Annotated in this window: 24 protein-coding genes; 5 read left to right on the top strand and 19 right to left on the bottom strand. The window is 50.1% G+C overall.

Features of this window, described 5'->3' with window-relative positions; all coding sequences use genetic code 11:
* Positions 1–78: 78 nt before the first annotated feature.
* A complete protein-coding gene (locus CSQ88_RS16030; protein WP_099399092.1) occupies positions 79–1,392 on the bottom strand; it encodes an aminodeoxychorismate synthase component I in 1,314 nt (437 codons plus the stop codon).
* A 249-nt stretch (positions 1,393–1,641) separates the two neighbouring features.
* Here CSQ88_RS16030 and CSQ88_RS16025 point away from each other — a divergent pair, with 249 nt between their 5' ends.
* A complete protein-coding gene (locus CSQ88_RS16025) occupies positions 1,642–2,151 on the top strand; it encodes a lipocalin family protein (RefSeq protein ID WP_099399101.1) in 510 nt (169 codons plus the stop codon).
* Positions 2,152–2,339: 188 nt separating this feature from the next.
* Here CSQ88_RS16025 and fabF read toward each other — a convergent pair whose 3' ends face one another.
* From fabF to CSQ88_RS15985, 8 genes are all read right to left on the bottom strand, one after another.
* On the bottom strand, positions 2,340–3,581 hold the full coding sequence (gene fabF, locus CSQ88_RS16020) for a beta-ketoacyl-ACP synthase II (RefSeq protein ID WP_099399091.1): 1,242 nt from the start codon (positions 3,579–3,581) through the stop codon (positions 2,340–2,342).
* A 100-nt stretch (positions 3,582–3,681) separates the two neighbouring features.
* Positions 3,682–3,921 (bottom strand): acyl carrier protein, encoded by a 240-nt coding sequence (gene acpP, locus CSQ88_RS16015; protein ID WP_099399090.1) that lies wholly within the window; start codon positions 3,919–3,921, stop codon positions 3,682–3,684.
* A gap of 161 nt (positions 3,922–4,082) precedes the next feature.
* Positions 4,083–4,826, bottom strand: coding sequence for a 3-oxoacyl-ACP reductase FabG (gene fabG / locus CSQ88_RS16010; protein ID WP_099399089.1), 744 nt, complete (start codon positions 4,824–4,826; stop codon positions 4,083–4,085).
* Positions 4,827–4,864: 38 nt separating this feature from the next.
* Positions 4,865–5,791 carry an ACP S-malonyltransferase gene (gene fabD, locus CSQ88_RS16005; protein ID WP_099399088.1) on the bottom strand — a complete coding sequence of 309 codons (927 nt, stop codon included), beginning with the start codon at positions 5,789–5,791 and terminating at the stop codon, positions 4,865–4,867.
* 101 nt (positions 5,792–5,892) lie between these two features.
* Complete coding sequence (locus CSQ88_RS16000; RefSeq protein ID WP_099399087.1) at positions 5,893–6,849, bottom strand: beta-ketoacyl-ACP synthase III; 957 nt, start codon at positions 6,847–6,849, stop codon at positions 5,893–5,895.
* A 10-nt stretch (positions 6,850–6,859) separates the two neighbouring features.
* The gene (gene plsX, locus CSQ88_RS15995; protein ID WP_099399086.1) at positions 6,860–7,897 is read right to left on the bottom strand and encodes a phosphate acyltransferase PlsX; all 1,038 of its coding nucleotides are present in this window, start codon (positions 7,895–7,897) and stop codon (positions 6,860–6,862) included.
* A 178-nt stretch (positions 7,898–8,075) separates the two neighbouring features.
* Positions 8,076–8,255 (bottom strand): 50S ribosomal protein L32, encoded by a 180-nt coding sequence (gene rpmF / locus CSQ88_RS15990; RefSeq protein WP_046351409.1) that lies wholly within the window; start codon positions 8,253–8,255, stop codon positions 8,076–8,078.
* 36 nt (positions 8,256–8,291) lie between these two features.
* Positions 8,292–8,813, bottom strand: a complete 522-nt coding sequence (locus tag CSQ88_RS15985; protein ID WP_099399085.1) for a DUF177 domain-containing protein — start codon at positions 8,811–8,813, stop codon at positions 8,292–8,294.
* Between the two features lie 57 nt (positions 8,814–8,870).
* On the opposite strand from CSQ88_RS15985, the gene CSQ88_RS15980 reads away from it, so the two are divergent.
* A complete protein-coding gene (locus tag CSQ88_RS15980; protein ID WP_099399084.1) occupies positions 8,871–9,455 on the top strand; it encodes a nucleoside triphosphate pyrophosphatase in 585 nt (194 codons plus the stop codon).
* Positions 9,452–10,162, top strand: a complete 711-nt coding sequence (locus CSQ88_RS15975; protein WP_099399083.1) for an SAM-dependent methyltransferase — start codon at positions 9,452–9,454, stop codon at positions 10,160–10,162. The genes CSQ88_RS15980 and CSQ88_RS15975 overlap by 4 nt, the downstream gene beginning before the upstream one ends.
* 170 nt (positions 10,163–10,332) lie before the next feature.
* On the opposite strand, the gene CSQ88_RS15970 is transcribed toward CSQ88_RS15975, so the two are convergent.
* From CSQ88_RS15970 to CSQ88_RS15945, 6 genes are all read right to left on the bottom strand, one after another.
* Positions 10,333–11,724, bottom strand: a complete 1,392-nt coding sequence (locus CSQ88_RS15970; protein ID WP_099399082.1) for an exonuclease domain-containing protein — start codon at positions 11,722–11,724, stop codon at positions 10,333–10,335.
* A gap of 169 nt (positions 11,725–11,893) precedes the next feature.
* Positions 11,894–12,835 (bottom strand): class I SAM-dependent methyltransferase, encoded by a 942-nt coding sequence (locus CSQ88_RS15965; protein ID WP_099399081.1) that lies wholly within the window; start codon positions 12,833–12,835, stop codon positions 11,894–11,896.
* A gap of 132 nt (positions 12,836–12,967) precedes the next feature.
* Complete coding sequence (coaD, locus tag CSQ88_RS15960) at positions 12,968–13,471, bottom strand: pantetheine-phosphate adenylyltransferase (RefSeq protein ID WP_099399080.1); 504 nt, start codon at positions 13,469–13,471, stop codon at positions 12,968–12,970.
* A gap of 152 nt (positions 13,472–13,623) precedes the next feature.
* Positions 13,624–15,054, bottom strand: a complete 1,431-nt coding sequence (pyk, locus tag CSQ88_RS15955; protein ID WP_099399079.1) for a pyruvate kinase — start codon at positions 15,052–15,054, stop codon at positions 13,624–13,626.
* Between the two features lie 516 nt (positions 15,055–15,570).
* On the bottom strand, positions 15,571–17,568 hold the full coding sequence (locus tag CSQ88_RS15950) for a UvrD-helicase domain-containing protein (protein WP_099399078.1): 1,998 nt from the start codon (positions 17,566–17,568) through the stop codon (positions 15,571–15,573).
* 80 nt (positions 17,569–17,648) lie between these two features.
* Positions 17,649–18,131 carry a GAF domain-containing protein gene (locus tag CSQ88_RS15945; protein ID WP_099399077.1) on the bottom strand — a complete coding sequence of 161 codons (483 nt, stop codon included), beginning with the start codon at positions 18,129–18,131 and terminating at the stop codon, positions 17,649–17,651.
* Positions 18,132–18,661: 530 nt separating this feature from the next.
* Here CSQ88_RS15945 and CSQ88_RS15940 point away from each other — a divergent pair.
* Together CSQ88_RS15940 and CSQ88_RS15935 are read left to right on the top strand one after the other, a co-directional pair.
* Positions 18,662–19,576, top strand: coding sequence for an ABC transporter ATP-binding protein (locus CSQ88_RS15940; RefSeq protein WP_099399076.1), 915 nt, complete (start codon positions 18,662–18,664; stop codon positions 19,574–19,576).
* Positions 19,577–19,661: 85 nt separating this feature from the next.
* Positions 19,662–20,915: a hypothetical protein gene (locus CSQ88_RS15935; RefSeq protein ID WP_099399075.1), complete on the top strand. Its 1,254-nt coding sequence runs from the start codon at positions 19,662–19,664 to the stop codon at positions 20,913–20,915.
* 138 nt (positions 20,916–21,053) lie between these two features.
* Here the strand turns inward: CSQ88_RS15935 and CSQ88_RS15930 are convergent, their stop codons facing one another.
* From CSQ88_RS15930 to CSQ88_RS15915, 4 genes are all read right to left on the bottom strand, one after another.
* A complete protein-coding gene (locus CSQ88_RS15930; RefSeq protein ID WP_099399074.1) occupies positions 21,054–21,809 on the bottom strand; it encodes a hypothetical protein in 756 nt (251 codons plus the stop codon).
* Between the two features lie 168 nt (positions 21,810–21,977).
* Entirely contained in the window at positions 21,978–22,628 is a 651-nt protein-coding gene (gene nth, locus CSQ88_RS15925) for an endonuclease III (protein ID WP_099399073.1), read from the bottom strand.
* Positions 22,625–22,876, bottom strand: coding sequence for a DUF2164 domain-containing protein (locus CSQ88_RS15920; RefSeq protein ID WP_099399072.1), 252 nt, complete (start codon positions 22,874–22,876; stop codon positions 22,625–22,627). The genes nth and CSQ88_RS15920 overlap by 4 nt, the downstream gene beginning before the upstream one ends.
* A 198-nt stretch (positions 22,877–23,074) precedes the next feature.
* A complete protein-coding gene (locus tag CSQ88_RS15915) occupies positions 23,075–23,755 on the bottom strand; it encodes an electron transport complex subunit E (protein ID WP_257212633.1) in 681 nt (226 codons plus the stop codon).
* Between the last annotated feature and the right edge of the window lie 241 nt (positions 23,756–23,996).

The raw sequence follows: 23,996 nt of genomic DNA, 5'->3' as shown, positions 1-23,996 counted from the left end.
GAACAAAACAATTTGCTTTGCCACCCTGTATTAAGCTGATGTACAGGCACTTAAAGCGTGCCCGCCCTGCAAACGGGCTTATCCTTCAACACCAATGGCACGCAATAAACCTCGCGCTTTATGCCTTGTTTCTTGTAATTCACACTCAGGATCTGAATCAATCACAATACCAGCGCCTGCTCTGAAATAAAGCTCGCTTTGTCTTTGTAAGAAAGTACGAATCAGGATGTTGAGATCCATTGATCCATCCAAATTGATATAACCCAGGCTGCCCGTGTAAGCATATCGCGGTCTATCTTCCAGCTCCCTGATAATTTGCATACAGCGAACCTTAGGACAACCTGTAATGGTCCCTCCGGGAAAGAGCGCTCTGAGGATATCTGCTGGCGTTTGCCCAGCGCTTAACTGCCCGCGGACATTGGATTCAATATGATGCACAAAAGCATAGGTTGCCACAGCCATCAGCTCGTCCACCTGCACCGTGCCGGGACGACAAATACGCCCCAGGTCATTACGCTCTAAATCTACCAGCATAATGTGCTCTGCACGCTCTTTAGGTGTGGCTAAGAGCCGCTCTTTAAGCCGGGCATCTTCAGCTGCATCCAACGATCTTGGGTGAGTACCTGCAATGGGCCGGGTTTCAACACAATCGCCTTTTACTTTAACCAGGCGCTCCGGTGAAGAGCTGACCACCGCTCCATAGCTGCCTAAATCAAGCAGGGTAGAAAACGGAGCAGGATTGCGAACCCGCAAGCTGGCAAATAGTTCGGCAGGGCTTAAAGCATGCGCCAAATGCACATCCCAGCCGCGGGATAAATTCACCTGAAAAACATCGCCTTCTCTTATATATATAAGAGCCTGCTCTGCCCCTTGTAAAAAGGCTTCAGGATCATCCTCGCTAATGGACGCAACCTGCGGCAAAGACGGATTAAATTCGGGCACATCAGCAACCCGCCCGGCGAGCATTTCTAACTCTTCCAGTGTTTCGGCTACCAGCCATGCCTGCCCGGATGGACGCTCAAGTAAAACAGCGGCAGGAATGCGTAATAAGGCAGCGACAGGAAAACCGGCCTCAGCACGCTGCGGCACATGCGGCTCAAAGACTGAAAGCAGCTCATAGCCCGCATAAGTAAACCAGCCCCCCGCAAAGGGCGCATCAAGCGGCAGCTCTTCCGGGCGGGGCAGCAAGGCATTCAGGGGCAAGCTGCGCAGATCACTGACGAAAGCATCGCCCTCACCCGCAGCATAAACACGTACTTCCCGTGGCAAGGCAAAGAGAATATCCCACCCCGCATGACCGCCACCTGTTTCAGCAAGGGCAGGAAAACGGGCTGGATCGCTGGCGTGCAGCGCTAATAAGTCAGGAGTTTGGGAAAGAGATAGGCAGAACATAATCAGTATTTTAACAGGGCAAGTGCAGCCTTATACCTTATCACTTAAACAAGCGATAGTGTTGCATTAAATCCCTTGCGTTTCTATATCAGTAAGCCACCGGAGAAATAATGCTTTGTATGTGCGAAGAGAGCATACAACAACGCCTTCGCTGTTTTAGTTCACAAAGCCCATTTCATGCCATGAATGCGATCGCACCTCTCGGGCAAGCTGCTAGAATATAAAAATATCGCTAAAAAAGAAGGCAACATGCGCATATCCGCCTTACTTCTCAGCCTAATGATCAGCTGCACCGCCTGTGCCGAACCAGTGACTGTTTCCTCGCTGGATTTAGACCGTTACTTAGGGCGCTGGTACGAAATCGCCAGTTTCCCCATGTATTTTCAACGTATGTGCATTGCGGATACCACCGCGGAATACACGAAACAGGGGGACGATAAAATTGCTGTGCTCAATCGCTGCCGCAAACAAGATGGCAGCTTTGCAGAGGCAAGCGGGCACGCAAGCGTGGTACCCCACAGCGGCAATGCAAAATTAAAAGTCAGCTTCTTCTGGCCATTCTCTGCGGATTACTGGGTCTTTGGCCTGGGCGATGATTACCAGTGGGCACTGGTAGGCAACCCAAATCACAAATATCTGTGGCTGCTTTCGCGCACCCAGACCATCAGCAGGCAGGATTTAAAGGCCGCACTGGATATTGCCAAAGAGCAGGGCTTTGATATCAGCCAGCTGAATTACACATTACAGCGCGAGGATTAGCCCCCCAGCCTAGCCGGGGCATATTCTGCAATACGGTCTGTTTGCTGATTACTACAACTTTGCCAAAATCCTGAATGGCTTGCTGTCTTACCTGCCTTTTTCTTGTAAAAACACTATTTATATATACTGCAATTTACAGACGCAAAAAAGGCTGCAGGAGCAGCCTTTTTTTATTACGTCTTTCCGCGTTAAATTTTGCGGAAAACCAGCGTACCGTTGGTGCCGCCAAAGCCAAAAGAGTTAGAGATTGCAACGCCAATCTTCATATCTCTTGCGGTATTGGCCACATAATCCAGATCACAACCACCCGCAATATCTTGTTCGAAGATATTGATAGTAGGCGGAGATACCTGATGATGCAGAGCCAGGATGGAGTAAATCGCTTCCACACCACCCGCGCCGCCCAATAAATGGCCCGTCATGGATTTAGTAGAATTCACCACCAGCTTTTTAGCATGATCACCAAAGGCAATTTTCAGCGCATTGGTTTCATTTGCATCACCCACAGGCGTTGATGTGCCATGAGCGTTCACGTAATCCACTTCATCCGGATTAATGCCAGCATCACGCAAGGCGTTGGTGACGCCACGCGCCGGGCCTTCTGCCGTTGGTGAAGTGATATGGTAAGCATCCGAGCTCATACCAAAACCAATCAGCTCTGCGTAAATGGTTGCGCCGCGTTTTTTAGCATGCTCGTACTCTTCCAGTACCAGCACACCCGCGCCTTCACCCATAACAAAGCCATCGCGCCCCGTATCCCAAGGGCGGGATGCCGTAGCCGGATCGTCATTGCGAGTAGACAGCGCTTTCATGGCGGCAAAGCCGCCCATGCCCAGGCGGGAAATCGCGCCTTCTGCACCGCCAGCAACCATCACATCTGCATCACCGTACTGAATAATACGGGCCGCATCGCCAATGCTATGCGCACCGGTAGTACATGCAGAAACGATGCCGTAACTTGGTCCCTGATAGCCTTTCAAAATGGTTACATGACCTGCAACCAAATTAATCAGGCAACCCGGAATAAAGAACGGGCCAATTTTGCGCGGGCCGCTTTCAAGCATCGCCGCGCTGGTCTGCTCGATAGACCAAAGGCCACCGATACCAGAACCAATATTTACGCCAACGCGTGTTTTATCTAAATCCGCAATATCATCGAGGCCTGCATCTTTAATCGCTTGCAGGGCTGCGGCGATACCGTAATGGATAAACACATCCATACGGCGTGCGTCTTTTGCCGAGATGTACTCGGTAATATCGAAACCTTTGACTTCACCAGCAATGGTGCAGGCCAGGTCGCTGGCGTCGAAACGGGTAATTTGGGTGATGCCAGACTGACCAGCGAGCAAATTTGCCCAACCGGTAGCCACATCATTGCCAACCGGCGAGACATGTCCCAAGCCGGTGACAACTACTCTGCGTTTAGACACGGGGCAGTCTCCGTGAGATGGCCCTATAAAGGACCAGATGGAACAAGACCTCCACAATAAACGCTTACACGCTTATCGCAGAGGCCTCGAGAAAAACTAATTACTTGTTCAGATGAGTATTGACGAAGTCAATAGCTTGCTGAACGGTAGTAATCTTTTCGGCTTCTTCGTCAGGAATTTCGCACTCGAATTCTTCTTCCAGTGCCATGACGAGTTCAACGGTATCGAGAGAATCGGCACCGAGGTCGTTTACAAACGATGAGTCAATCTTAACGTCTGTTTCCGGCACGCCAAGTTGCTCGGCAACGATCTTCTTAACACGCTGTTCGATGTTTTCCATGAATTTATGTCCCAAGCCTTGTCTTAATTACTAAAAAAAACGTCGGCATTCTACCAAAAAAACAGTCACAGCAAACGTTTGTCGAGTGACTTCGGTCAAATGCACAACCAAAAAACCACGCTGAGCGGCAAATTAAATCTGCTAACAGCGTAGATACCGCCTTAATTCATATACATTCCGCCGTTTACATGCAGGGTATTGCCTGTAATGTAAGCAGCTTTATCTGACGCCAAAAAACTCACCGCATCTGCAATATCCTGCGGATTACCTAAGCGTCCTAAGGCAATTTGTTCGACTAGTTTAGCCTTTTGTTCATCAGGCAGCGACTTTGTCATGTCGGTATCGATAAAACCGGGAGCCACGGCATTCACAGTCACCCCTCTGGAGCCAATCTCACGCGCCAGCGATTTGGTAAAACCAAACAAAGCCGCTTTTGCCGAGCAGTAGTTAGCTTGCCCAGGATTACCTGTAGCTCCCACCACCGAGGCAATATTAATAATCCGGCCCCAGCGCGCTTTCATCATGCCGCGCATGACGGCCTTGGAGAGCTTATACACCGGACGCAGATTGGTTGCCATCACCTCGTCCCATTCTTCGTCCTTCATGCGCATCAGGAGATTATCACGGGTAATCCCTGCATTATTCACAAGAATGGTCACTGGGCCAAATTGTTGGGTAATTGAGTCAATAATCGCATCACAAGCACCCTCTTCGGTTACTTGCAAGCGTAAGCCACAGCCCGCGTTACCTGCTTCTTTTAAGTAAGCCGTAATCGCTTCTGCGCCCGCGTCTGAGGTTGCGGTACCAATCACCAGCGCCCCTGCACGAGCAAGCTCAAGTGCAATCGACTGACCAATACCCCGGGATGCCCCCGTTACCAGTGCTACTTTACCTTCAAAACTCATGCAAAATCTCCAGATTATTCAAGCAGCCAGCCATGGGCTTACAGCATTGCTTTTAATGTTTGCAGTGCTGCAGCGTCAACCAGCGCCACTTGCTGCGCTTCAGTTGCAATTCGCTTATTCAAGCCTGCCAGTACTTTACCCGGACCACATTCTGCAATCACGGTGATTCCGTCATTTGCCATCTTAGTGATGGTTTCCACCCAGCGTACTGGCTCATAAAGCTGGCGAACCAATGCATCTTTAATTTGTGCTGCATCGCTATATGCGGCCACATCTGCATTATGCAAGACAGGAATCACAGGCGTATTGATGACGATTGTATCTAACTTTTGTTGCAACTTTTCTGCAGCAGGACGCATTAAAGCGCAATGCGATGGTACAGACACTGGTAATAACATCGCCCGCTTAGCACCACGCGCTTTACAAGCCTCGCAAGCGCGCTCAACTGCAGCCTTACTGCCCGCAATCACAACCTGGCCTGGTGAATTAAAATTCACCGCAGCAACAACCTCGCCCTGCGCAGCTTCTTCACAAGCCGCAATAATCTGATCATCAGCAAGACCCAAAATAGCCGCCATTGCGCCTGTACCTGCGGGCACAGCATCCTGCATCGCCGTTGCACGCAAACGGACTAATTGCAGCGCATCGCCAAAAGACAATGCCTCTGCCGCCACAAGCGCGGTGTATTCGCCAAGGCTGTGTCCTGCCAGGACTTCTGGCTGTGCGCCCCCCTGTGCCTGCCATGCGCGCCATGCGGCCACGCCTGCAGTCAGCATCAGAGGCTGAGTATTGACGGTTGCATTTAACAGCTCTGCAGGGCCATCAGCGACCATTTGCCATAAGTCTTCACCCAGAATCGCCGAAGCTTCGTCAAACGTTGCTTTTACTACCGCCAAATCAGCCCAGCCATTCATCATGCCGATTGATTGAGAGCCTTGGCCCGGAAATACAAATGCTAATGCCATTTTTTTCTCCTCTCACGCCGCTAAAGCACATGGCTTCAGCAAAATTCAAACAGTTATTTTAATGCCGGATAGTCAAACGGCGCATTGCTGCGCCGTTAACATTAAAACTGAGCGATGACCGCGCCCCAGGCAAAACCACCACCAATCCCTTCCATTAAAATTTTCTGGCCCGGTTTAATCCGGCCATCACGCACTGCTACGTCCAGCGCTAAAGGAATGGATGCAGCAGAAGTATTACCATGCTCAGCCACAGTCACCACCACTTTATCCATACTTAAACCAAGATGCTTTGCGGTGGATTCAATAATACGAATATTGGCCTGATGCGGAACCAGCCAATCAATTTCAGATTGAGCAAGCCCGGCCGCCTCAAGCGTTTCTACAGCCACATCAGCAAGTGCTCTGACTGCAAACTTAAACACGGCATTACCTTCCATGTACAGCCATGGGCTGCCTGTCAGGCTACCGTATTTCACCTTTGCATCTGCTTTCAGAATATGGCGGTAACGACCATCTGCACGCAAATTAGTGGCCAGAATACCGGTTTCAGCGGAAGGTTTCAGAACAACAGCACCCGCACCATCACCAAATAAGATGCAAGTGCCGCGGTCTTCCCAGTTAATCAAGTGAGAAACCGTCTCTGCCCCCACCACAACGGCGCATTTTGCTGCACCCGTTTTCACAAATTTTTCAGCCGTACTCAGCGCGTAAATAAATCCTGCACACACCGCCTGCACATCAAATGCCGGGAAACCATGCAAACCTAATTTGTCCTGCACGATACAAGCTGTTGACGGAAAAATCTGATCACCCGTTGTTGTGGCCACAATCAGTAAATCAATTTCTTCTTTGCTTACACCCGCAGCGGCAATGGCCGCCTCAACGGCTTTGAGCGCCAAATCAGATGTCAGCTCACCTTCAGCTGCAATATGACGCTCACGGATACCCGTACGTGAAACAATCCATTCATCACTGGTGTCAACGCGCGCGGCGATTTCCTGATTTGAAAGAATACGAGACGGTAAATATGAACCAGTGCCAACAATGCGAGCGTACATGCCAAACCCCTTATTCGACGGCAGTCTCTTGAGCTGCCAATTCTGCGAGCTGATCCTGAACTTGTTCAGTGATGCGCTGAATCACGCCTGAGCGTGCCTCATCCATCGCCTGCCGCAAAGCCCAGTAAAAAGCCACTTTGTCTGCACTACCATGGCTCTTCACCACGATGCCTTTCAAGCCCAGCAAGGACGCACCGTTATAACGGCGCGGGTCAACTCTGCCTTTAAAGCGCGCCAATACCGGCCACGCAAGGAGTGCGATAATGCGCGTCCACCAGCTGCGGGTAAACTCTTGTTTTAAGAAATCGGCCAGCATTTTTGCTAGGCCTTCCGAGGCTTTTAAAGCCACATTTCCGGTAAAGCCATCGCAGGTAACCACATCGACCGAACCGCGGTAGATGTCATTTCCCTCAACATTGCCCTGAAAATTAAGCCGGGATGCCTTCAGTAATTCTGAGGCCTCTTTAACCGTCTCATTTCCTTTCTGGTCTTCAGAACCAATATTGAGTAAGCCAACGGTTGGGTTTTCAATATGGCGGGTTGCCGCCACCAGCGAAGAACCCATAATGGCAAACTGCAAAATATTATGCGGTGTACATACAGCATTGGCCCCAAGATCCAGTACGCAAGTCTCATTGCGGCTGGATGGCATCATTTTTGCAATCGCGGGGCGATCAATTCCCGGAATGGTTTTAAGTACAAAGCGTGCAGTGGCCATCAGCGCGCCCGTATTGCCTGCAGAAACGCAAGCATTAGCTTCGCCGGATTTAACCAGATTAATCGCCACACGCATCGAAGAATCTTTTTTATTCTTCATCGCCGACTGAGGCGATTCATCCATGGTCACCACTTCACTTGCGGCATGAACACGCAAGCGAGGGCCTACCGTGGCATGGCAAGCTTTTAATTCAACCGCAAGAACATCGGGCAAACCAACCAGCACGACATTGACATGAGGAAATTCTTTTAGGAAGCGAAGCACTGCAGGCACGGTAACGTGCGTGCCGTGATCGCCGCCCATTGCATCAACGGCAACGGTGATATCCATCGGGGGCAACAAGTCCTGTAAGGAGCCAGAGAGTATTTATCAGCCACTCAATACGCGGCCGGAAAAACGCTGCAATCAGAGCTCCAAAAAAGGCACAGACTGGGGAATCCAGAACGGCGAACGGCGCAAGGGTTGCCCGCTTGCGCCGCATATTACAACCCTGAGGTTGTAAAAGGGATTACTCGCCCTTAGCTTTGATAACGCGACGACCGCGGTAAAAGCCATTTGGGGAGATGTGGTGACGCAAATGTGCTTCACCAGTCGTAGCTTCAACTGCCAGCGCCGGAGCGGTAAGGAAGTCGTGTGCACGACGCATGCCACGCTTGGACGGGGACTTTTTATTCTGTTGAACAGCCATGATTGTAGCTCCTTGAAAACCAGTTTAATTGACAGTTTATTCCGCTTCCCTGGTTTTCAACTGAGCCAGGACAGCAAACGGATTCGGTTTTGAATCTTTTAAAACAATGCGATCTGCGCCACAGTCTTCGTGTCGGGACGCGAAGGGCAGGGCAAGCAGAATTTCATCTTCTATCAACGCCATAACGTCAAGCTCGGGATCGATAACGATACCTTCGAGATCTTCGTCAGCGTTTTCTGCCTCATCAAGATGGGCCTCGTCCGGAAACTGTACGAGAGTGCTACCCACATTAACAAAAAAGGGCATGGGCTTTAAGCAACGCTGGCAAACGAGTTGAACTTCGCCTTCCACATCAACAAATAACCACGGCCGCTCTAACTTATCAATGCCGCCAGACAACTTCCAGACCATGCTGCCCTCAGTACTAGCAAGCAGATCGTGTAAGCGGCCTAACTCAGACAGCGGCGTCAATCCTTCAATCTTTTCGCCTTCAAGCGCGAATTGACCGCTGTGAATAACAGTCATAAGGAACCAGAACGAATACAAGAAACCGCGCATGATACAATCTCTTAACTAACCCTGTCAAAGTCATTTACGTAAGAGTCTAACAAATCCATGCACTTACCTCGTTTAGTCCTCGCTTCTACCTCGCCCTATCGCAAAGAATTACTGGAGCGGCTTGGCATTCCTTTTGTAACTGCAGCGCCCGATCTGGACGAAAGCGCCCTGCCCGGCGAAACAGCAGGCGACACCAGCCTGCGCCTTGCCATCGCCAAAGCCCGCGTGCTTGCTGATCAATACCCAGACAGCCTGATTATTGGCTCGGATCAGGTTGCGCTTTTAAATGGCGAACAACTGGGAAAACCCGGCACGCACGATCGCGCCGTTCATCAGTTAAGTAAAATGCGCGGCCATACACTGGCGTTTCATACCGCGCTTTGCCTGTACAACACGGCCACGGGCAAAGAGCAGCATTGTGTAGATATTACCCGTGTAACGATGCGTGATTACACAGACGCCGAGATCGAATCCTACCTGCAGCGCGAAAAACCCTATAACTGTGCAGGCAGCGCCAAAACCGAAGGCTTGGGCATTGTGATGATTGCCGCCATCGAGGGTAAAGACCCTGCCGCCATTATTGGCCTGCCGCTGATTGAATTAATTACCATGTTAAAAAATGAAGGATTTCCACTGCTATGAGCGGCACCCTGTATTTGATTCCTGTCCCACTCGGTACAGACACACTGGCCAGCGTGATTCCAGCGGACGTACTCGCCACGGCGCAGCGTTTAACACACTTTATTGTTGAAGCCCCTAAAACCGCACGGGCCTTCTTAAAAGAATTTGGCACGCCGCACGAGCTACGCAGCCTGTGGATGGAAGAGCTGAATGAACACACCAAGGAAGATGCGCTCAGTGCACTGCTCAAGCCGCTACTGGATGGTCATGATGTAGGCTTGATGAGCGAAGCGGGCTGCCCCGGTGTGGCCGACCCCGGTGCCAACCTGATCCGCTTAGCCCACCGTAAAGGCATTAAAGTCGCGCCGCTGGTTGGCCCGTCATCGATCTTGCTCGCCTTGATGGGAGCAGGCGCGAATGGCCAGAAGTTTCGCTTTAACGGCTATATTCCCTCGCAAGACCCTGCGCGCCTTGAAGCGATTCGCTCGTTAGAAAACGATTCCTATCGTAATAAACAAGCCGAGCTAATGATTGAAACGCCTTACCGCAACGGCGCTTTATTTGATGCACTTTTAGTAGGCTTAAAAGGCAGCACCCAGCTCACCGTAGCTTGTGATCTAACCACGTCTAATGAGTTGATGCTGAGCAAGACGGTAGCAGACTGGAAGAGCGGTCCTAAGCCGGATCTGCACAAACGCCCGACGGTGTTTGTGATTTACGCGGCTTAAACGGCTTACATCCAAACCCACGTCTTGAAACACGGAGGAAAAGGAAAACACAGAGGGTCACGGAGAAAAAAAAGAAGGATAAGAGCCATTTAATTGCCTTTTATGCAGCCTTAAAGTTTTCTCCGTGAAACTCCGTGTCCTCTGTGCTCTCCGTGTTTCAAGATGTGGGTTTAAAGATTTCCCTCTCCAAGCTTCTGCAATTTATGCCCCTGCTTTTTGAATTCTTTCTGAATCAACTTAAATACATCGAGTTCAAACTGACGTGGCTTGGCCATTAAGGTGGCTAACTCGTCGATATGATTGATCGCCCCCAGATAGCACCATTGATCGAACACTTGCAGCACGGGAGCCCATTCTGGGCCTTCTGCCAGCGCAACGGCGCCCTTGTAGGGCCACACGGGAAAGCGATATCGCTCCATCGCGGCAGAAAAACGCGCGTTGTGGGTGATATCGCGGCCTACACAGGCGCCCCGGCAACGACTTTCTAAAAACGCCGAGCAAGGTGCAAGCGATTTAGGCTTGGGCTCTAGACCCAAAATTTGCCGACACAGCCCGTGACCATCAATCATTTTATTCAGCACATTGGCAGCTTCACGGCGCGAGCGGAAGGGGCCAAATACTGGTTCCGCACCCACTTCGGCCCACGGCGTCCAATAGGGCTGTAGTACGTCGTCTTTAGAAACCAAACGCCACGCACCTAGTTCTTTAATCCGTCGCTGTGGCGGGTTGTAGCTTGGCTCTAATTGGGAAACAAGGCTGGTTTCCAGCAATAGCGCTCCTAATTCACCTGCTGTTTCATGCCAAGCGAGGCGTTGCGTCCGCTTAGCCAGCTGCACTTCCTTAGGATTGCCATCGCTAAAGTGAGCCAGCACCCGTTTACGAATATTGTGATTTTTGCCGATATAAAGCGCCACATCGTCCGAGCCGTAAAAAATATATACGCCGGAAGACTCAGGCAGTTCGTCGATTTGGACAGGATCGAGCGCGGGTGGCAAGGCAGGCTGGCGCAATAATTCGGCAATCGCTTGATGCAGCACCTCAAAGCCATGATCTTTCAGCGCCACATCCAAAAACTGCTGCAAAAGCTCGGCATCGGTGAGCGCACGGTGACGACCACCAGAGAAAGTCAGCCCATAGCGTGCGATCAAAGCATCCAAGCTGTGCTTATGTTCAGCAGGGTAAAGTTTGCGCGACAGCTTAACGGTGCACAGCACCTGCGCCTGCAAACGCATATCGAGACGTTTAAATTCTTGTTTTAAAAAGCCGTAATCAAACCGCGCGTTATGGGCTACAAACACCCTTCCCTGTAGAAGATCTAAAACTTCAGGTGCAATCTCAGCAAACAGCGGCGCATCTGCCACCATCTCATTGCTGATGCCGGTTAATTCTTGAATAAACGCGGGGATTTCTTGCTCAGGATTAACCAAGCTGGACCAGCTACGGCTGCCCTGCTCATCAATCTGCACAATGCCCACTTCGGTGATGCGATCCCGCTGAGGATTTGCCCCCGTGGTTTCCAGATCAACCAGCACAAGGGGAAAAGAGAAATAGGGATTGTTCATTAACGGGGCGTTCCAGACAAGCAAGTCAGCTTGGTATTTAAATGTGCCAAACTTTAAACACAGAGAAAATGAGAGCACAGAGGTCACAGAGAAAATCAAAAAATCATATTTCTCTGTGAAACTCGGTGCTCTTCGTGTTCTCTGTGGTTCAGGATTTAGCAGTACTAACTTAGGGCTTCACAAATCTAAAGCACTGATGGATTTTGCGGTTGCGGAAGTCTTCTGGGACAGATTGCGCCGAAATATCGGTGCACAGTGGCTTAAGCCAATCATCCAAAACAAAGGTGCGTAGATTATTAGAAAAATACAGCACGCCACCGGGCTTTAAGAGGCCTAAAACGCTTTCTAAGATCCACGAGTGATCTCGCTGAATATCCAAAATACCATTCATCTTTTTGGAGTTAGAGAACGAAGGTGGGTCTAAGACGATTAAATCGTAACGAGTTGACTCGCCCAAAGCTTCGGACAAAAACTCAAACACATCGGCACGCACACGCTGATGGCGGGATGGATCCATACCGTTTAAGGCAAAATTGCGCTCAGCCCATTCTAAATAAGTATTCGACATATCCACGGTAGTGGTATGTGTGGCCCCACCGGCGGCAGCGTAAACACTAAAGGAGCCGGTATAGCTGAACAGATTCAGGAAGCGTTTGCCTTTGGCTTCTTCCATCACCCGTTTGCGGGTATTGCGGTGATCCAGAAATAAGCCGGTATCCAGATAAGCACCTAAATTCACCCAGAATTGATTACCGCCTTCCTGCACCACAAAGTCTTCAGACAGCTCGCCTTCCAGCTTTTCATACTGCTGCAGGCCTTTTTGGCGCTGGCGCAATTTCAGCACCACGGCAGATTCATCAATATCCAGCACTTCGGCGCAGGCATTGCGAATCGCTTCCAGCCAGGCGGCATGGTCTTCATCGCTTTCCATCCAGCCGGTTGCCACTTCCTGCAAGTGCACACGGCCTTCATAGAAATCAACGATCACAGGGAATTCGGGTACATCTCTATCGTATACACGGTAGCAAGTAATGCCCTGCCGGCGGGCCCATTTGCCCCAATGTTTAACGTTTTTGGCAAAGCGGTTACGAAAGCTAGCGATATCAGCCATTTTTATAAAATCTTGAGCACATAAAAGCAGAAGTGTAACAGGCAGAGCAAAAACCAGCCTGCACTAATCGACTACCGCTCCGATATCAGGCCACGCCGCGCTTAAAATACCAGCCATACTGCAGCCTCAGGCTTAAGGCTGAGCCTGATTTGCCCGCAGCGCCAGAAAGCGGTTAAACACCGGCTCGGGTACATATTGCCGCACTACGCCCTGCCAGCCAGCAGGCCCGACAAGCCCCTTCACCATGGTAGAGCTGACCTCTGCGATTTCACGCGGTGGCATCAGAAACACAGTATCAATATGCGGGGCAAGATCAGCGTTTACATAACGCATTTTGCGCTCGAATTCGTAATCGGCAGCTTCACGGATGCCGCGCAGAATAAAATTAGCCCCTTGCTCGCGGGCATAATTCACCAGAAATGAATTTTCAAAAGACTCCACCCGCAAGGAGGGCAAATGTGCGGTGGTTTCTCTGAGCATGGCCAAACGCTCTGCCAGGCTAAAGGTATATGTTTTGTCCGGATTATCACCAATCGCAACAATCATTTCATCGAACATACCTACGCCATGCTCGATCATCCACAGATGGCCATTTGTCACCGGATCAAAACTACCTGCATATACCCCTTTACGCATGGGGATCACTTCCTATTTAAAAGATTGTGCTCAGTACCGCCAGCAAGCCCATATTTGGGACAAAAAAAACGGCGCGCCCTGACTGCCCGCCGGGCCGCCAGAGTATCACGCCGTTTGACTTACATCTGCGCGTTGCGCCTTAACAAGTGGTGTTAAGCCTGCGGAGTGTCGATTTTTACAATTTGCAGGGTGTTTGCACCCAGACCGGCTTGCGAACCCCAAGTCATTGCGAAGCAATCACCAGCAACAACACGATCATCACGCACCAGGGCCATTTTTACATGGGCAATTTGCGCATCACGCTCATTACCTACGGATTCTGGCATAAGCATGGGCTGAACATGGCGATATAAAGCAAGTTTACGGTAAGTTGCCAGGTTTTGTGTAACGGCCATAATAGGAACGGCGCTGATATAGCGTGACAGCCACAGTACCGAAGTACCTGAATCAGTCAGAGCCACAATCGCCTTCATAGGCAAATGGCTGGCAGCATACACCGCCGCCATGGAAATACCCTGATCGATACGCTCAACCACTGCATCGCTGATAAAATCATTATCGCTTTGCATATCTGCGTGTTTTTCTACTTCCTGGCAAACACGCAACATGGCTTCTACAGATTCTACAGGGTACTTACCCGCAGCTGATTCAGCCGACAACATCACCGCATCTGTACCATCAAGCACCGCATTAGCCACATCAGACACTTCAGCGCGTGTAGGCACTGGGCTGCTGATCATGGATTCCATCATTTGCGTCGCCGTAATCGACAATTTACGCATCTGACGCGCCATTTTAATCATGCGCTTTTGCAAAGCAGGTACTGCCGCATCGCCCACTTCAACGGCCAGATCACCACGCGCCACCATAATACCGTCGGACGCTTCCAGGATTTCTACCAGATTGGTGATGGCTTCGGTGCGCTCAATTTTGGCGATCAAGCCTGCATGGCTGCCTTCTGCCAGCAAAAGAGTGCGCGCCAGGTGCATATCGCTGCCACTCTTAGGGAAGGAAACAGCCACATAATCAGCGTGCAATGCAGCCGCTGTTTTGATATCGGCCATGTCTTTTTCGGTCAGCGCCGGTGCTGTTAAGCCGCCGCCCTGGCGATTGATACCCTTATTATTAGATAAGGTACCGCCTACAAGCACTTTAGTTAAAACTTTAACGCCCGTTACCGAAATGACTTCCAGCTTAATTTTGCCGTCATCCAGCAATAAAATATCGCCCGGCACCACATCATTTGGCAATTCTTTGTAATCCAGGCCCACATAATCCTGATTACCCAGCTCACATGCCGCATCCAGAATAAACTCAGTGCCTTTTACCAGCTCAATTTTGCCGTTTTCAAACTTACCAACGCGAATCTTGGGGCCTTGCAAATCAGCCAGAACCGCAACAGATTGCCCGAGGCGCTCTGCAATAGAACGCACTAAATTAGCGCGATCGGTATGGTCTTGTGCGGTGCCATGGGAGAAGTTCAGCCTAACCATATTCACCCCGGCCTGAATCAGCTGTTCCAGGACCTTAGGGTCGTTGGAAGCGGGGCCGAGGGTTGCAACAATCTTTGTGCCTCTGATCATTAGGTCTTACTCCTGAATAAGGTGGAATCTTCAAATCAAAAATATCTTGGATAATTTTCTTTCTGATTTCTTGATTTTGTTCGCGATCATACCTACAAAATGCTTACTTTGTGCAAGCATACATTTTCGTCTTAGCCTATTGCGATTATCCCATCCGCATGAATAAGTTCCGACTCCGCCGGCGGAATGCCAGAAGTGAAGATATTTCATCGCTAAAAAGTACGGATCTCTTGCTCAAATTATCTGCATTCAAGACTTGGGGCAGTATCAATCTGCCAGGCAAATCACACGCACAGATCATCCTGTTGCATGTGGCAAGCAGAATACGCCTTCCGAATAAGAATTCTTAGATGTAAATCAGTAAGTGTTTAGTCAAACGAAGTCACGCAGCAAAATTGCAAATCCTAGATGCTCAGAGCGTTGAGCAAGTACAAGGTTCCCCTTAGCAAATGCTCACTTTACCCGCTCTGTGAGTGGCCGTTTTTTCTGCAGGCCACCGGCCCTGCCGGGCACAACTTACTTCCCAATCCTTGCCATCAGCTCGGCATTTTTAGCTTTACGCTCTTCCTTTGTCATGGCGGGTTTGGGCTTATCCCCTGCCAGGCGGCCGCTGATGATCACATCTTCGGGTGGTAATTCTTTTAAAAAGCGGCTTGGCTCGGTAATTTGCCATTCACCAGCGCGGCGGCGCTTGCCGCAATAACTGATGGTGAGCGTGCGCTGGGCGCGGGTAATGCCCACATACATCAGCCGCCGCTCTTCTTCCACCATATTGCTTTCAATTGAATTCTGATGCGGCAGGATGTTTTCTTCACAGCCGATCAAAAACACATGCGGATATTCCAGCCCTTTGGATGCATGCAGTGTAGATAACTTCACCGCATCGACTTCTTCTTCATCACGCCCTTCCAGCATGGTGATCAGCGCGATGGTTTGCACGATATCAATCAGGCTTTTGTCGTCTTCCTCGCCTTTTTTGGTAATCCAGGCCACTAAATCCTGTACGTTTTTCCACTTGCTTTCGGCCGGGCGTGGCTCGTCGTTTTCATAAAGCCATGTTTCAAAATCAATCCCCAGCAGCAGCTCATTTAATAAAGGCCCGGCTGGCTCTTTAATTGCACGGTCTTGCATGCGATTGATAAAATCGCAAAACAGGCGCAAAGGCTCGTACTGTGCGGCTTGTACCTGATGAATAAAGCCTTCTTCATATACTGCAGTAAAGAAAGACACATTGCGGGTGGCCGCATAGCTGCCCAGTTTTTCCAGCGTAACATTGCCCACGCCACGCTTAGGCGTCGTCACAGAGCGAATAAACGCCGGATCATCGTCCTGATTGGCGATCAGTCGTAAATAGGCCAGCACGTCTTTAATCTCGGCCTTATCGTAAAACGATTGCCCGCCCGAAATCACATAGGGAATACGGCGCCCCCACATCTGCTGTTCGATAATCCGGGCCTGATGATTGCCCCGGTACAAAATGGCATAGTTGGAATACTTACCATTGCTTAAAAAGCGGCTCGATTCCAGATGATCCAGTACCATCGCCGCTTCTTCTTCCTCCGTTTTGGTTTCGATCACCATAATCGGATCGCCCACCCCAAGATCAGACCAGAGCTTTTTCTCAAACAGCTTAGGATTATTGCCGATCACCGCATTGGCACAGCGCAAAATACGCGCCATAGAGCGATAATTTTGCTCCAGCTTAATCACTTGCAGTTTGGGAAAATCCTCTTGCAATAGGCGCAAATTATCCACATTTGCACCACGCCAGGCATAGATAGACTGGTCGTCATCCCCAACCGCTGTAAACAAACCTGTTACGCCAGCCAGCAACTTAACCAGTTGATACTGGGTGGTATTGGTATCCTGATATTCATCCACCAGCAAATAGCGCAGACGGTTTTGCCATTTTTCCAAAACTTCGGGATTCGCCTCGAATAAATCGACAGGCAGGCGAATCAGATCATCAAAATCCAGTGCCTGATAAGCAAACAAGGTGTCCTGGTAGGAGGTATACAACCTGGCCAGCTGTAATTCGCCCTCTGATTGCGCCATATTCAGCGCTTTTTCTGGCGAGATGCGATCGTTCTTCAGCATGGAAATCTGGCTCATGCTGGTTCGAATCAGCTGCTTATCGGTGGTGACAAGTTGCTCGCTGATAATCTTGGCAGCGTCTGCCGAATCCAGAATAGAAAACTGCGGTTTATAGCCCAGATGCCGCGCTTCTTCCCTCAGCATTTTCAGCCCCAGGGAGTGAAAGGTAGAAACCGTCAGCCCCTTGAGCATTTCCTTAGGCAGCAGCGCCCCCACACGCTCCTGCATCTCGCGCGCGGCCTTATTAGTAAAGGTAATCGCCGCGATGTTTTTGGCGTTCATGCCCGCCTTCTCAATTAAATACGCAATCTTCTGCGTAATCACCCGCGTCTTGCCCGAGCCAGCGCCCGCCAAGACGAGGCAAGGCCCGCCCAGATAAACGACAGCCTCGCGTTGGGGAGTATTTAAGAGATGCAGCATGAGAAACCCTGGTAGTGAAACAGCGGCCGAAGTTTAACATGGGCAGGCCTGCCGCTGATCGGAGGGGCGAAACTGCCGGCTTAAAACAACTTCACCAAAGCCTCACAAACCTGCGCCAGATACCTGGCATCAACATCATCAAACGTCGCCAGTTCTGCCGAATCCACATCCAATACCGCCAGCACCACGCCATCGCTATTAATCAGCGGCAAGACGATTTCTGAGCGTGCTAAAGATGAGCAGGCGATATGCCCGGCAAAGGCATCTACATCAGGCACCACCAGCGTTTGCGCCTGAGCCCATGCACTACCGCAAACACCGCGCCCTTTTGGAATACGGGTGCAGGCAATCGGCCCCTGGAATGGCCCGAGCACCAGCTCATCCTGCTTCACAATATAAAAACCCGTCCACAGCCAGCCAAAGGTGTGATGCATGGCAGCGCAAACATTGGCCATGGCGGCAATCAAATCGCTCTCGCCCTCAATTAAAGCCAAAGCTTGTGGAATCAGGTTTTGATACAGCTCTTCTTTGCTATTACCTTGAATCAGTAAATTTTCTGCCATTTGTATTCCAATTAATATTGATGATTAGTTGGGCGGGTGAAACCCGCCATTTTTCACGGACTTATACCTTAATTCGGCGGGTTTCACCGCATATCAGCTAACCAATTAAGTTTTCATTAGCCAACAGCGAAAAAACATAGTGACCACTCTCTCTGCACAGGGCTTTTTGAGTCCCCTTGAAACACGCCGAAGCGAGGAACAAGCGGGCGGGGTTTCGGTGAGGACTGTCTGAGCGAGCCTGCGAGCGAGTTCCGCAGCCGCCGCTCGATTGTCCGCAGATGAGGGGCCTTCGTGTTTCGTGGGGCGGCCTTCTTTGGCTTCGTTTCTTGGCCGTTCAAGAAAGGAAGGCCCCCGCGGTGGCTAACCGCTCCAAAATCAACGTGCCGAAGGCACTAAAAAGGTCTTTTTGATTTTGGTTAGCTCATATGAGGTTTCACCTGCCCTGCGATATTGCGCACATCCTAACAATAATTCCCTGTCTGTATCCAGTATGATGCTGTCAAATCTAGTCAGATCAACCCGAGACTTCCATGATCCAAATTTCTGGCCTTACCTTTGATTACCCCGGCCACCGGGCTTTAAATCAATTGAATCTGAGTGTAGAGCGTGGCAGCGTTACGGCGCTGGTGGGGGCTAATGGCGCGGGTAAAACCACCTTGATGCGCTGCATTGCCGGCCTTGAAACGCCACTTTCCGGCTCTATTGCTGTGGCGGGCTTAGATGTGCAGGAAGAGCCTCGCGCGGTACACCGGCAGATGGGCTATTTATCTGATTTCTTTGGCCTTTACCAGGATTTAACCGTGGCGCAGTGCCTGGAATATGCGGCGGCATCGCAAGGCCTGGCAAAAGACGCGATTACGGCCGCCATCAATAACACGGCGCAGCGCTTGTCTTTACAAGATCGGCTGGGGCAAAAAGCCAGTAGCTTGTCGCGAGGCTTGCGCCAGAGGGTCGCCATCGGGCAGGCGATTATTCATGCTCCGCAGGTATTGCTGCTGGACGAGCCCGCATCGGGCCTAGACCCGGAAGCGCGTAATGAGCTGGCGATATTATTCAGGCAACTGCAAGCCAGCGGCATGACACTCTTGGTTTCATCGCACATTCTGGCCGAGCTGGAAGCCTATTCCAGCCATATGCTGGTGCTGAAAGACGGAAAAATCCTCGAGCACCGCGCATTGTCGGGCAGCTCACACAGCAGCAGAGCCTTGCAGCTCAGCCTGGCCAGCCCCAACCCGCAGCTTGCCGAAATACTGGCCGGCCACTCCAAAGTGGTGCTCAGCAAACATCAGGACAATCACGCCGAGTTTGATTTCAGCGGCACAAGCGATGAGCAGGCCCAATTACTGGCAGAGCTGATCCAGGCAGGGCTAGCCATCAGCAGCTTTGGCGAACAGAACTTGCAACAAGCTTATCTGCGCACCATCGCCAGCAAGGACACAAAATGAGCAATGAAATCAAACAACATTTAGCGTTGAGCTTTTGCGGGAAAAACTTGCAGAGAATTTTCCTGCGCACCAGGAAGGAAACGATATGAATCCAGAATTTAAACGCAATCTGTGGTTAAGTTTTTCCATGCAACGCTTAATCGGCATGCCTGCCATCCTTGCGCTGATTTTTTTAGCCGTGGGAATGAACACAGAATTAAGCAAGCTGGGCAGCACTGCGGTGACGCTTTTTGTGGGGATAGTCTGGCTGTGGGGCACAAAAAATGCAGCAGCCGCAATTGGTGACGAGCAGCGCGATCACACATGGGATCAGCAAAGAATGAGTGCGCTTAGCCCGTGGGACATGACCTGGGGCAAGCTATTTGGCGCAACGCTGTTTAATTGGTATGGCGGCGCACTCTGCCTGCTGATGCTGCTGGTGGCAGAGCTGCCAGGCAATCCAATCAATGCCATCAGCAAGGCGCTATCAATGATTGCCATCGCCCTGTTGCTGCATGGCACGGCGCTGGTGATCAATCTGCAACTGGGCCACTCCGATCTGGCTCAAAACCGCCGGGGCAGCTTTAATTTGCTGCTGGCCATCCCTGCTTTTTTTATGATGCCCAATCTGTTTGAGATGAGCGACACGCCGATTACCTGGTGGAATATCCCATTTCTGCCGCTGCAATTTCAGCTGCTGGCGGGCTCTTTCTTTGCATTTTGCAGTGTGTTTGCTGCATGGCGGCTGATGCAAAATGCCCTGCAAGTACGCACCCTGCCTTGGGCATGGCCCTTGTTTGCCTGCCTGCTGGCCGTTTTCTTTGCTGGTTTTAAACATGATCAGCTGGCAATGCTCGGGCTGATTATTTGCAGTGCAATGACTTATGCCATGCTCTTTGCAGAGCCCAATGGCTTCACCGTCTGGCAACGGGTCATCACCCGCATTCAAAGCCAGAACTGGCACGGGGCTCTGATCAATCTGCCGCTCTGGCCAACGACACTAATCCTGTCTTGTATTTTTGCACTACTTGCAGGCAACCAGGGCACTGGCGACTTTGCTGACAGCACACCGATATCCATCTCCCTGATCTTGCTGCGGGACTGCGCCATCTGCTTATTCATCGCATTAAATAGCAATAGCAAACGGATACTCGCCAGCAGCCTGCTCTGTCTGGCCATCATCAACGGCCTGCTGCCCTTCTTAGCCCACAGCAGCGGGCTGGAAAGCCTGGCCTCTATCCTGATGCCGATCAGCCACACATCGGCGATTGCCAGCATTTTAATCAGCGCAATACACGCAGCAATTGCCATTTGTTTATTGATTTGGAGATGGCAGAAAATGGTGATGCAGAAGGATTGATGCTGATACGACTCTAGTAATTGCACTAAAGCATTTTTATGCCACATTAATACCACCAAAACATCGTCGCCTTTTAAGCTACATTTGTGGTTTAAAAGGCGACAATTAAAACAAATTCAATCAGAATTATTTTTAATTTCATTCTTCTGTTCTCTCAATTTCAATGAAATAGGGGATGCTAACGTCTTGAGAACTGGGGGCTTCTATCTCAATTACTTGTGCACCCAATGAGTACAGTGTTCCACCAAGATGAGTATTAATACAAATCTCAATAATCTCTCCAATCACGATATTAATAAGACTCACCATTTTACTGGTATCGTCAATAAGTCGCCTTAATGCCCCTTCTGCATCACCAACCATAATTGTTTCTAACATTGCTCGACCAGCAATACTCTCACCAAAAACATAAAGTCTATTTGCACAATATTCCGACAAATAAAGATCAAGTGAATCACCTTCGCCTAAAGCATGGTATCCGGCATCTATTTGATCTAAAGAATAGTGAAAAGCATGCTTATTTCGCACTTTTGATATTAAATTACTCTTCCCAAAATATTGCTTCACGTCCTTTAACGCCTTCTTCGACTCTGGATCAAACCGCGAGAGATATGTCTGTGACAAAGCAGGGCGTTGAAAGAATGCCACCTGAAGCAAATTCCAACATTCATAAATTTTCCCCGTCAACACCCGCCCCAAGGCAAAAGTCTGAGCCTTTTCTGCATTTTTCAAAATCGGATTATCAGAACACCCTCCAGCAGAAAAATGAAAAAGCTTTGCAAAAATATTGAGCTCATTGGCAGCATGAGCAATAAGCGCTAATAGCTTCCTCTCGTCATCAGGAATAGCGTCAAGCTGTGAACGAGAAATAGTAATTTTATGAATGTCGATCATATTCAAGCTCCTAATATTCAGCCGGAAAAAGACTAAAACTCACAAAGCTAAATATTATCGACCTGCATTTTTTCTTGGCATTTTTCTCTCATAGCCACGCCCCTAATTGGATTAACGATTTCAATAATAGATACAAAAACCGCCCCCTAAAGACTCATAAACTCCCCCTCACCGCCCCGGTGGCGGGGTGATTTGTTTGGATTTGTAATCGCACACATCATTCACTACGCAGCTCCAGCATTCGGGCTTACGCGCTTTGCATACGTAGCGGCCGTGCAGAATCAGCCAGTGGTGGGCGTTGAGTTTGAATTCATTTGGGGTGACTTTAAGCAGTTTTTCTTCGACTACTTTCACGTCTTTACCCGGCGCTAAGCCAGTGCGGTTGGATACGCGGAAGATATGTGTGTCGACCGCAATTGTCGGTATGCCAAACGCGGTATTCATCACCACATTGGCGGTTTTCCGGCCAACCCCGGGCAGTGCTTCCAGCGACGCTCTGTCTTGCGGTACTTCGCTGCCGTGCAAATCGATCAGCATCTGACAGGTTTGCAGCAGGTGTTTGGCCTTGCTGTGATATAGGCCGATGGTGGCAATATAGGATTCAAGCCCCTCCAGCCCCAGAGCCAGAATACTTTCAGGTGTATTCGCAACAGGAAACAAACGCTTAGTCGCTTTGTTGACGCCCACATCGGTAGCCTGAGCCGACAGCAAGACGGCTGTGAGCAGCTCGAAGGGTGTGCTGTAGTTCAGCTCGGTAGTGGGATTAGGGTCCAGACCGGCAAGGCGCTGATAAAAAATACGCCGAGTTTCTTTATTCATTTTTTATTCCAGAAATTCATTTCTGGCTCAAAGCACGTTCCTGGCATATCCAATGTTTTGTCTTGCATATAGGCCTGTGCATCCGCGATGGCCTGGTTATAAACACTAGGCGCAATTTCTTTCATAAAGAAATCCAGCAGCATCCCCGCCTGCAAGCCACCAATCGGCTCATCCATATTTTCATCGAAATAACGGCGAATCGACTTCACCAATAAGGCTTCAGCTTCTTTGGATATTTTTAATGCCATGAGGGACCTATTTATTTAGAAAAATCATCATCAGACATCTCATCCCACTCATCCTAGGGTATGCTCATTATCTGAAAGTAATAATACAGCGCCACGACAAGCGCCACGGAGCCCAGCACCAGCAGCGCCAGCCTGCCCCAAAAGCCCATGCTCATCAGCCACCAAACCAGGCTGGCTAACAACAGATAAGCTAAAAGCTCAGTGATTCGGCACAGCATCTGGCAGCCGCACTGATTGTGCTCTGGCTTCTGCTCTTTTATCCATTGCCGTTTTGCCTGCAATTAACAGCCCAAGACCGATAAATGCACCGGGGGGAAGGATGGCGAGCAAAAACTGGTAATGCATATCGACGGGGATAATATATATCGTCCACGCTTTGGCTGCAGGGCCAAACACCAGATCGATGCCTGATAGCAATGTGCCCTTACCCACCAGCTCGCGCATCCCGCCCAACACCGCCAGCACCATGGTCAGGCCTATCCCCATAAAGAAACCATCGAGGGCAGAATCCCAGACGCTATTGCGGGAGGCAAAGGCTTCGGCGCGGGCCAACACGATGCAATTGGTGGTAATCAGCGGAATAAAAATCCCCAGCACCACATACAGGCCATGCGCGTAGGCATTGAACAGCAAATCGACCACGGTCACCAGCGCGGCGATGATCAGAATAAAAATCGGGCTGCGTAATTCATTGGGCACAAATTGCCGAATTGCTGCGATAGCCGCGCCAGAAAGCAGCATCACCATACTGGTCGCTAATCCCAGAGACACGCCATTCACAATATTGCTGGAAACCACCAACACAGGGCACATGCCTAAAACCTGCACCAAACCCGCATTCTGCTTCCAGATGCTATTTCTGATAATTTCTTTGCTCACTTGCCGCTCCAAACATGATGCAATAAAAAGCAATGACTCACTGCCCAGACAAAATCCCCCTAACAAAAACCTAAATCTTGAACCACAGAGTAAAAGGAGAACACATAGTTCCACAGTAAGCGCTCAGCCCTCCCACCTAGCCAGCTGCTTTAGCCTTCGTTATCTTGTGGGTTCTGATCTTTAACAAATGGCAGCAGCTCGTCAATTCGGCTATTGGGCCAAGTCGGGAGTTTTTCTAATG

It is taken from the genome of Iodobacter sp. BJB302 (genome assembly GCF_002735645.1).
Lineage (GTDB): Bacteria > Pseudomonadota > Gammaproteobacteria > Burkholderiales > Chitinibacteraceae > Iodobacter.
This window is presented reverse-complemented; position numbering and strand designations above follow the sequence as displayed.

What these genes read in the sequence shown, in the direction of transcription:
- CSQ88_RS16000 (WP_099399087.1), bottom strand. Translation starts at nt 6,849, where the DNA reads ATGTACGCTCGCATTGTTGGCACTGGTTCATATTTACCGTCTCGTATT.
- CSQ88_RS15940 (WP_099399076.1), top strand. Translation starts at nt 18,662, where the DNA reads ATGATCCAAATTTCTGGCCTTACCTTTGATTACCCCGGCCACCGGGCT.
- CSQ88_RS16025 (WP_099399101.1), top strand. Translation starts at nt 1,642, where the DNA reads ATGCGCATATCCGCCTTACTTCTCAGCCTAATGATCAGCTGCACCGCC.
- CSQ88_RS15970 (WP_099399082.1), bottom strand. Translation starts at nt 11,724, where the DNA reads ATGAACAATCCCTATTTCTCTTTTCCCCTTGTGCTGGTTGATCTGGAA.
- CSQ88_RS15980 (WP_099399084.1), top strand. Translation starts at nt 8,871, where the DNA reads ATGCACTTACCTCGTTTAGTCCTCGCTTCTACCTCGCCCTATCGCAAA.
- CSQ88_RS15930 (WP_099399074.1), bottom strand. Translation starts at nt 21,809, where the DNA reads ATGATCGACATTCATAAAATTACTATTTCTCGTTCACAGCTTGACGCT.
- fabD (WP_099399088.1), bottom strand. Translation starts at nt 5,791, where the DNA reads ATGGCATTAGCATTTGTATTTCCGGGCCAAGGCTCTCAATCAATCGGC.
- CSQ88_RS15920 (WP_099399072.1), bottom strand. Translation starts at nt 22,876, where the DNA reads ATGGCATTAAAAATATCCAAAGAAGCTGAAGCCTTATTGGTGAAGTCG.
- CSQ88_RS16030 (WP_099399092.1), bottom strand. Translation starts at nt 1,392, where the DNA reads ATGTTCTGCCTATCTCTTTCCCAAACTCCTGACTTATTAGCGCTGCAC.
- nth (WP_099399073.1), bottom strand. Translation starts at nt 22,628, where the DNA reads ATGAATAAAGAAACTCGGCGTATTTTTTATCAGCGCCTTGCCGGTCTG.
- CSQ88_RS15945 (WP_099399077.1), bottom strand. Translation starts at nt 18,131, where the DNA reads ATGGCAGAAAATTTACTGATTCAAGGTAATAGCAAAGAAGAGCTGTAT.
- rpmF (WP_046351409.1), bottom strand. Translation starts at nt 8,255, where the DNA reads ATGGCTGTTCAACAGAATAAAAAGTCCCCGTCCAAGCGTGGCATGCGT.
- CSQ88_RS15975 (WP_099399083.1), top strand. Translation starts at nt 9,452, where the DNA reads ATGAGCGGCACCCTGTATTTGATTCCTGTCCCACTCGGTACAGACACA.
- CSQ88_RS15965 (WP_099399081.1), bottom strand. Translation starts at nt 12,835, where the DNA reads ATGGCTGATATCGCTAGCTTTCGTAACCGCTTTGCCAAAAACGTTAAA.
- fabG (WP_099399089.1), bottom strand. Translation starts at nt 4,826, where the DNA reads ATGAGTTTTGAAGGTAAAGTAGCACTGGTAACGGGGGCATCCCGGGGT.
- pyk (WP_099399079.1), bottom strand. Translation starts at nt 15,054, where the DNA reads ATGATCAGAGGCACAAAGATTGTTGCAACCCTCGGCCCCGCTTCCAAC.
- coaD (WP_099399080.1), bottom strand. Translation starts at nt 13,471, where the DNA reads ATGCGTAAAGGGGTATATGCAGGTAGTTTTGATCCGGTGACAAATGGC.
- CSQ88_RS15935 (WP_099399075.1), top strand. Translation starts at nt 19,662, where the DNA reads ATGAATCCAGAATTTAAACGCAATCTGTGGTTAAGTTTTTCCATGCAA.
- plsX (WP_099399086.1), bottom strand. Translation starts at nt 7,897, where the DNA reads ATGGATATCACCGTTGCCGTTGATGCAATGGGCGGCGATCACGGCACG.
- acpP (WP_099399090.1), bottom strand. Translation starts at nt 3,921, where the DNA reads ATGGAAAACATCGAACAGCGTGTTAAGAAGATCGTTGCCGAGCAACTT.
- CSQ88_RS15985 (WP_099399085.1), bottom strand. Translation starts at nt 8,813, where the DNA reads ATGCGCGGTTTCTTGTATTCGTTCTGGTTCCTTATGACTGTTATTCAC.
- CSQ88_RS15950 (WP_099399078.1), bottom strand. Translation starts at nt 17,568, where the DNA reads ATGCTGCATCTCTTAAATACTCCCCAACGCGAGGCTGTCGTTTATCTG.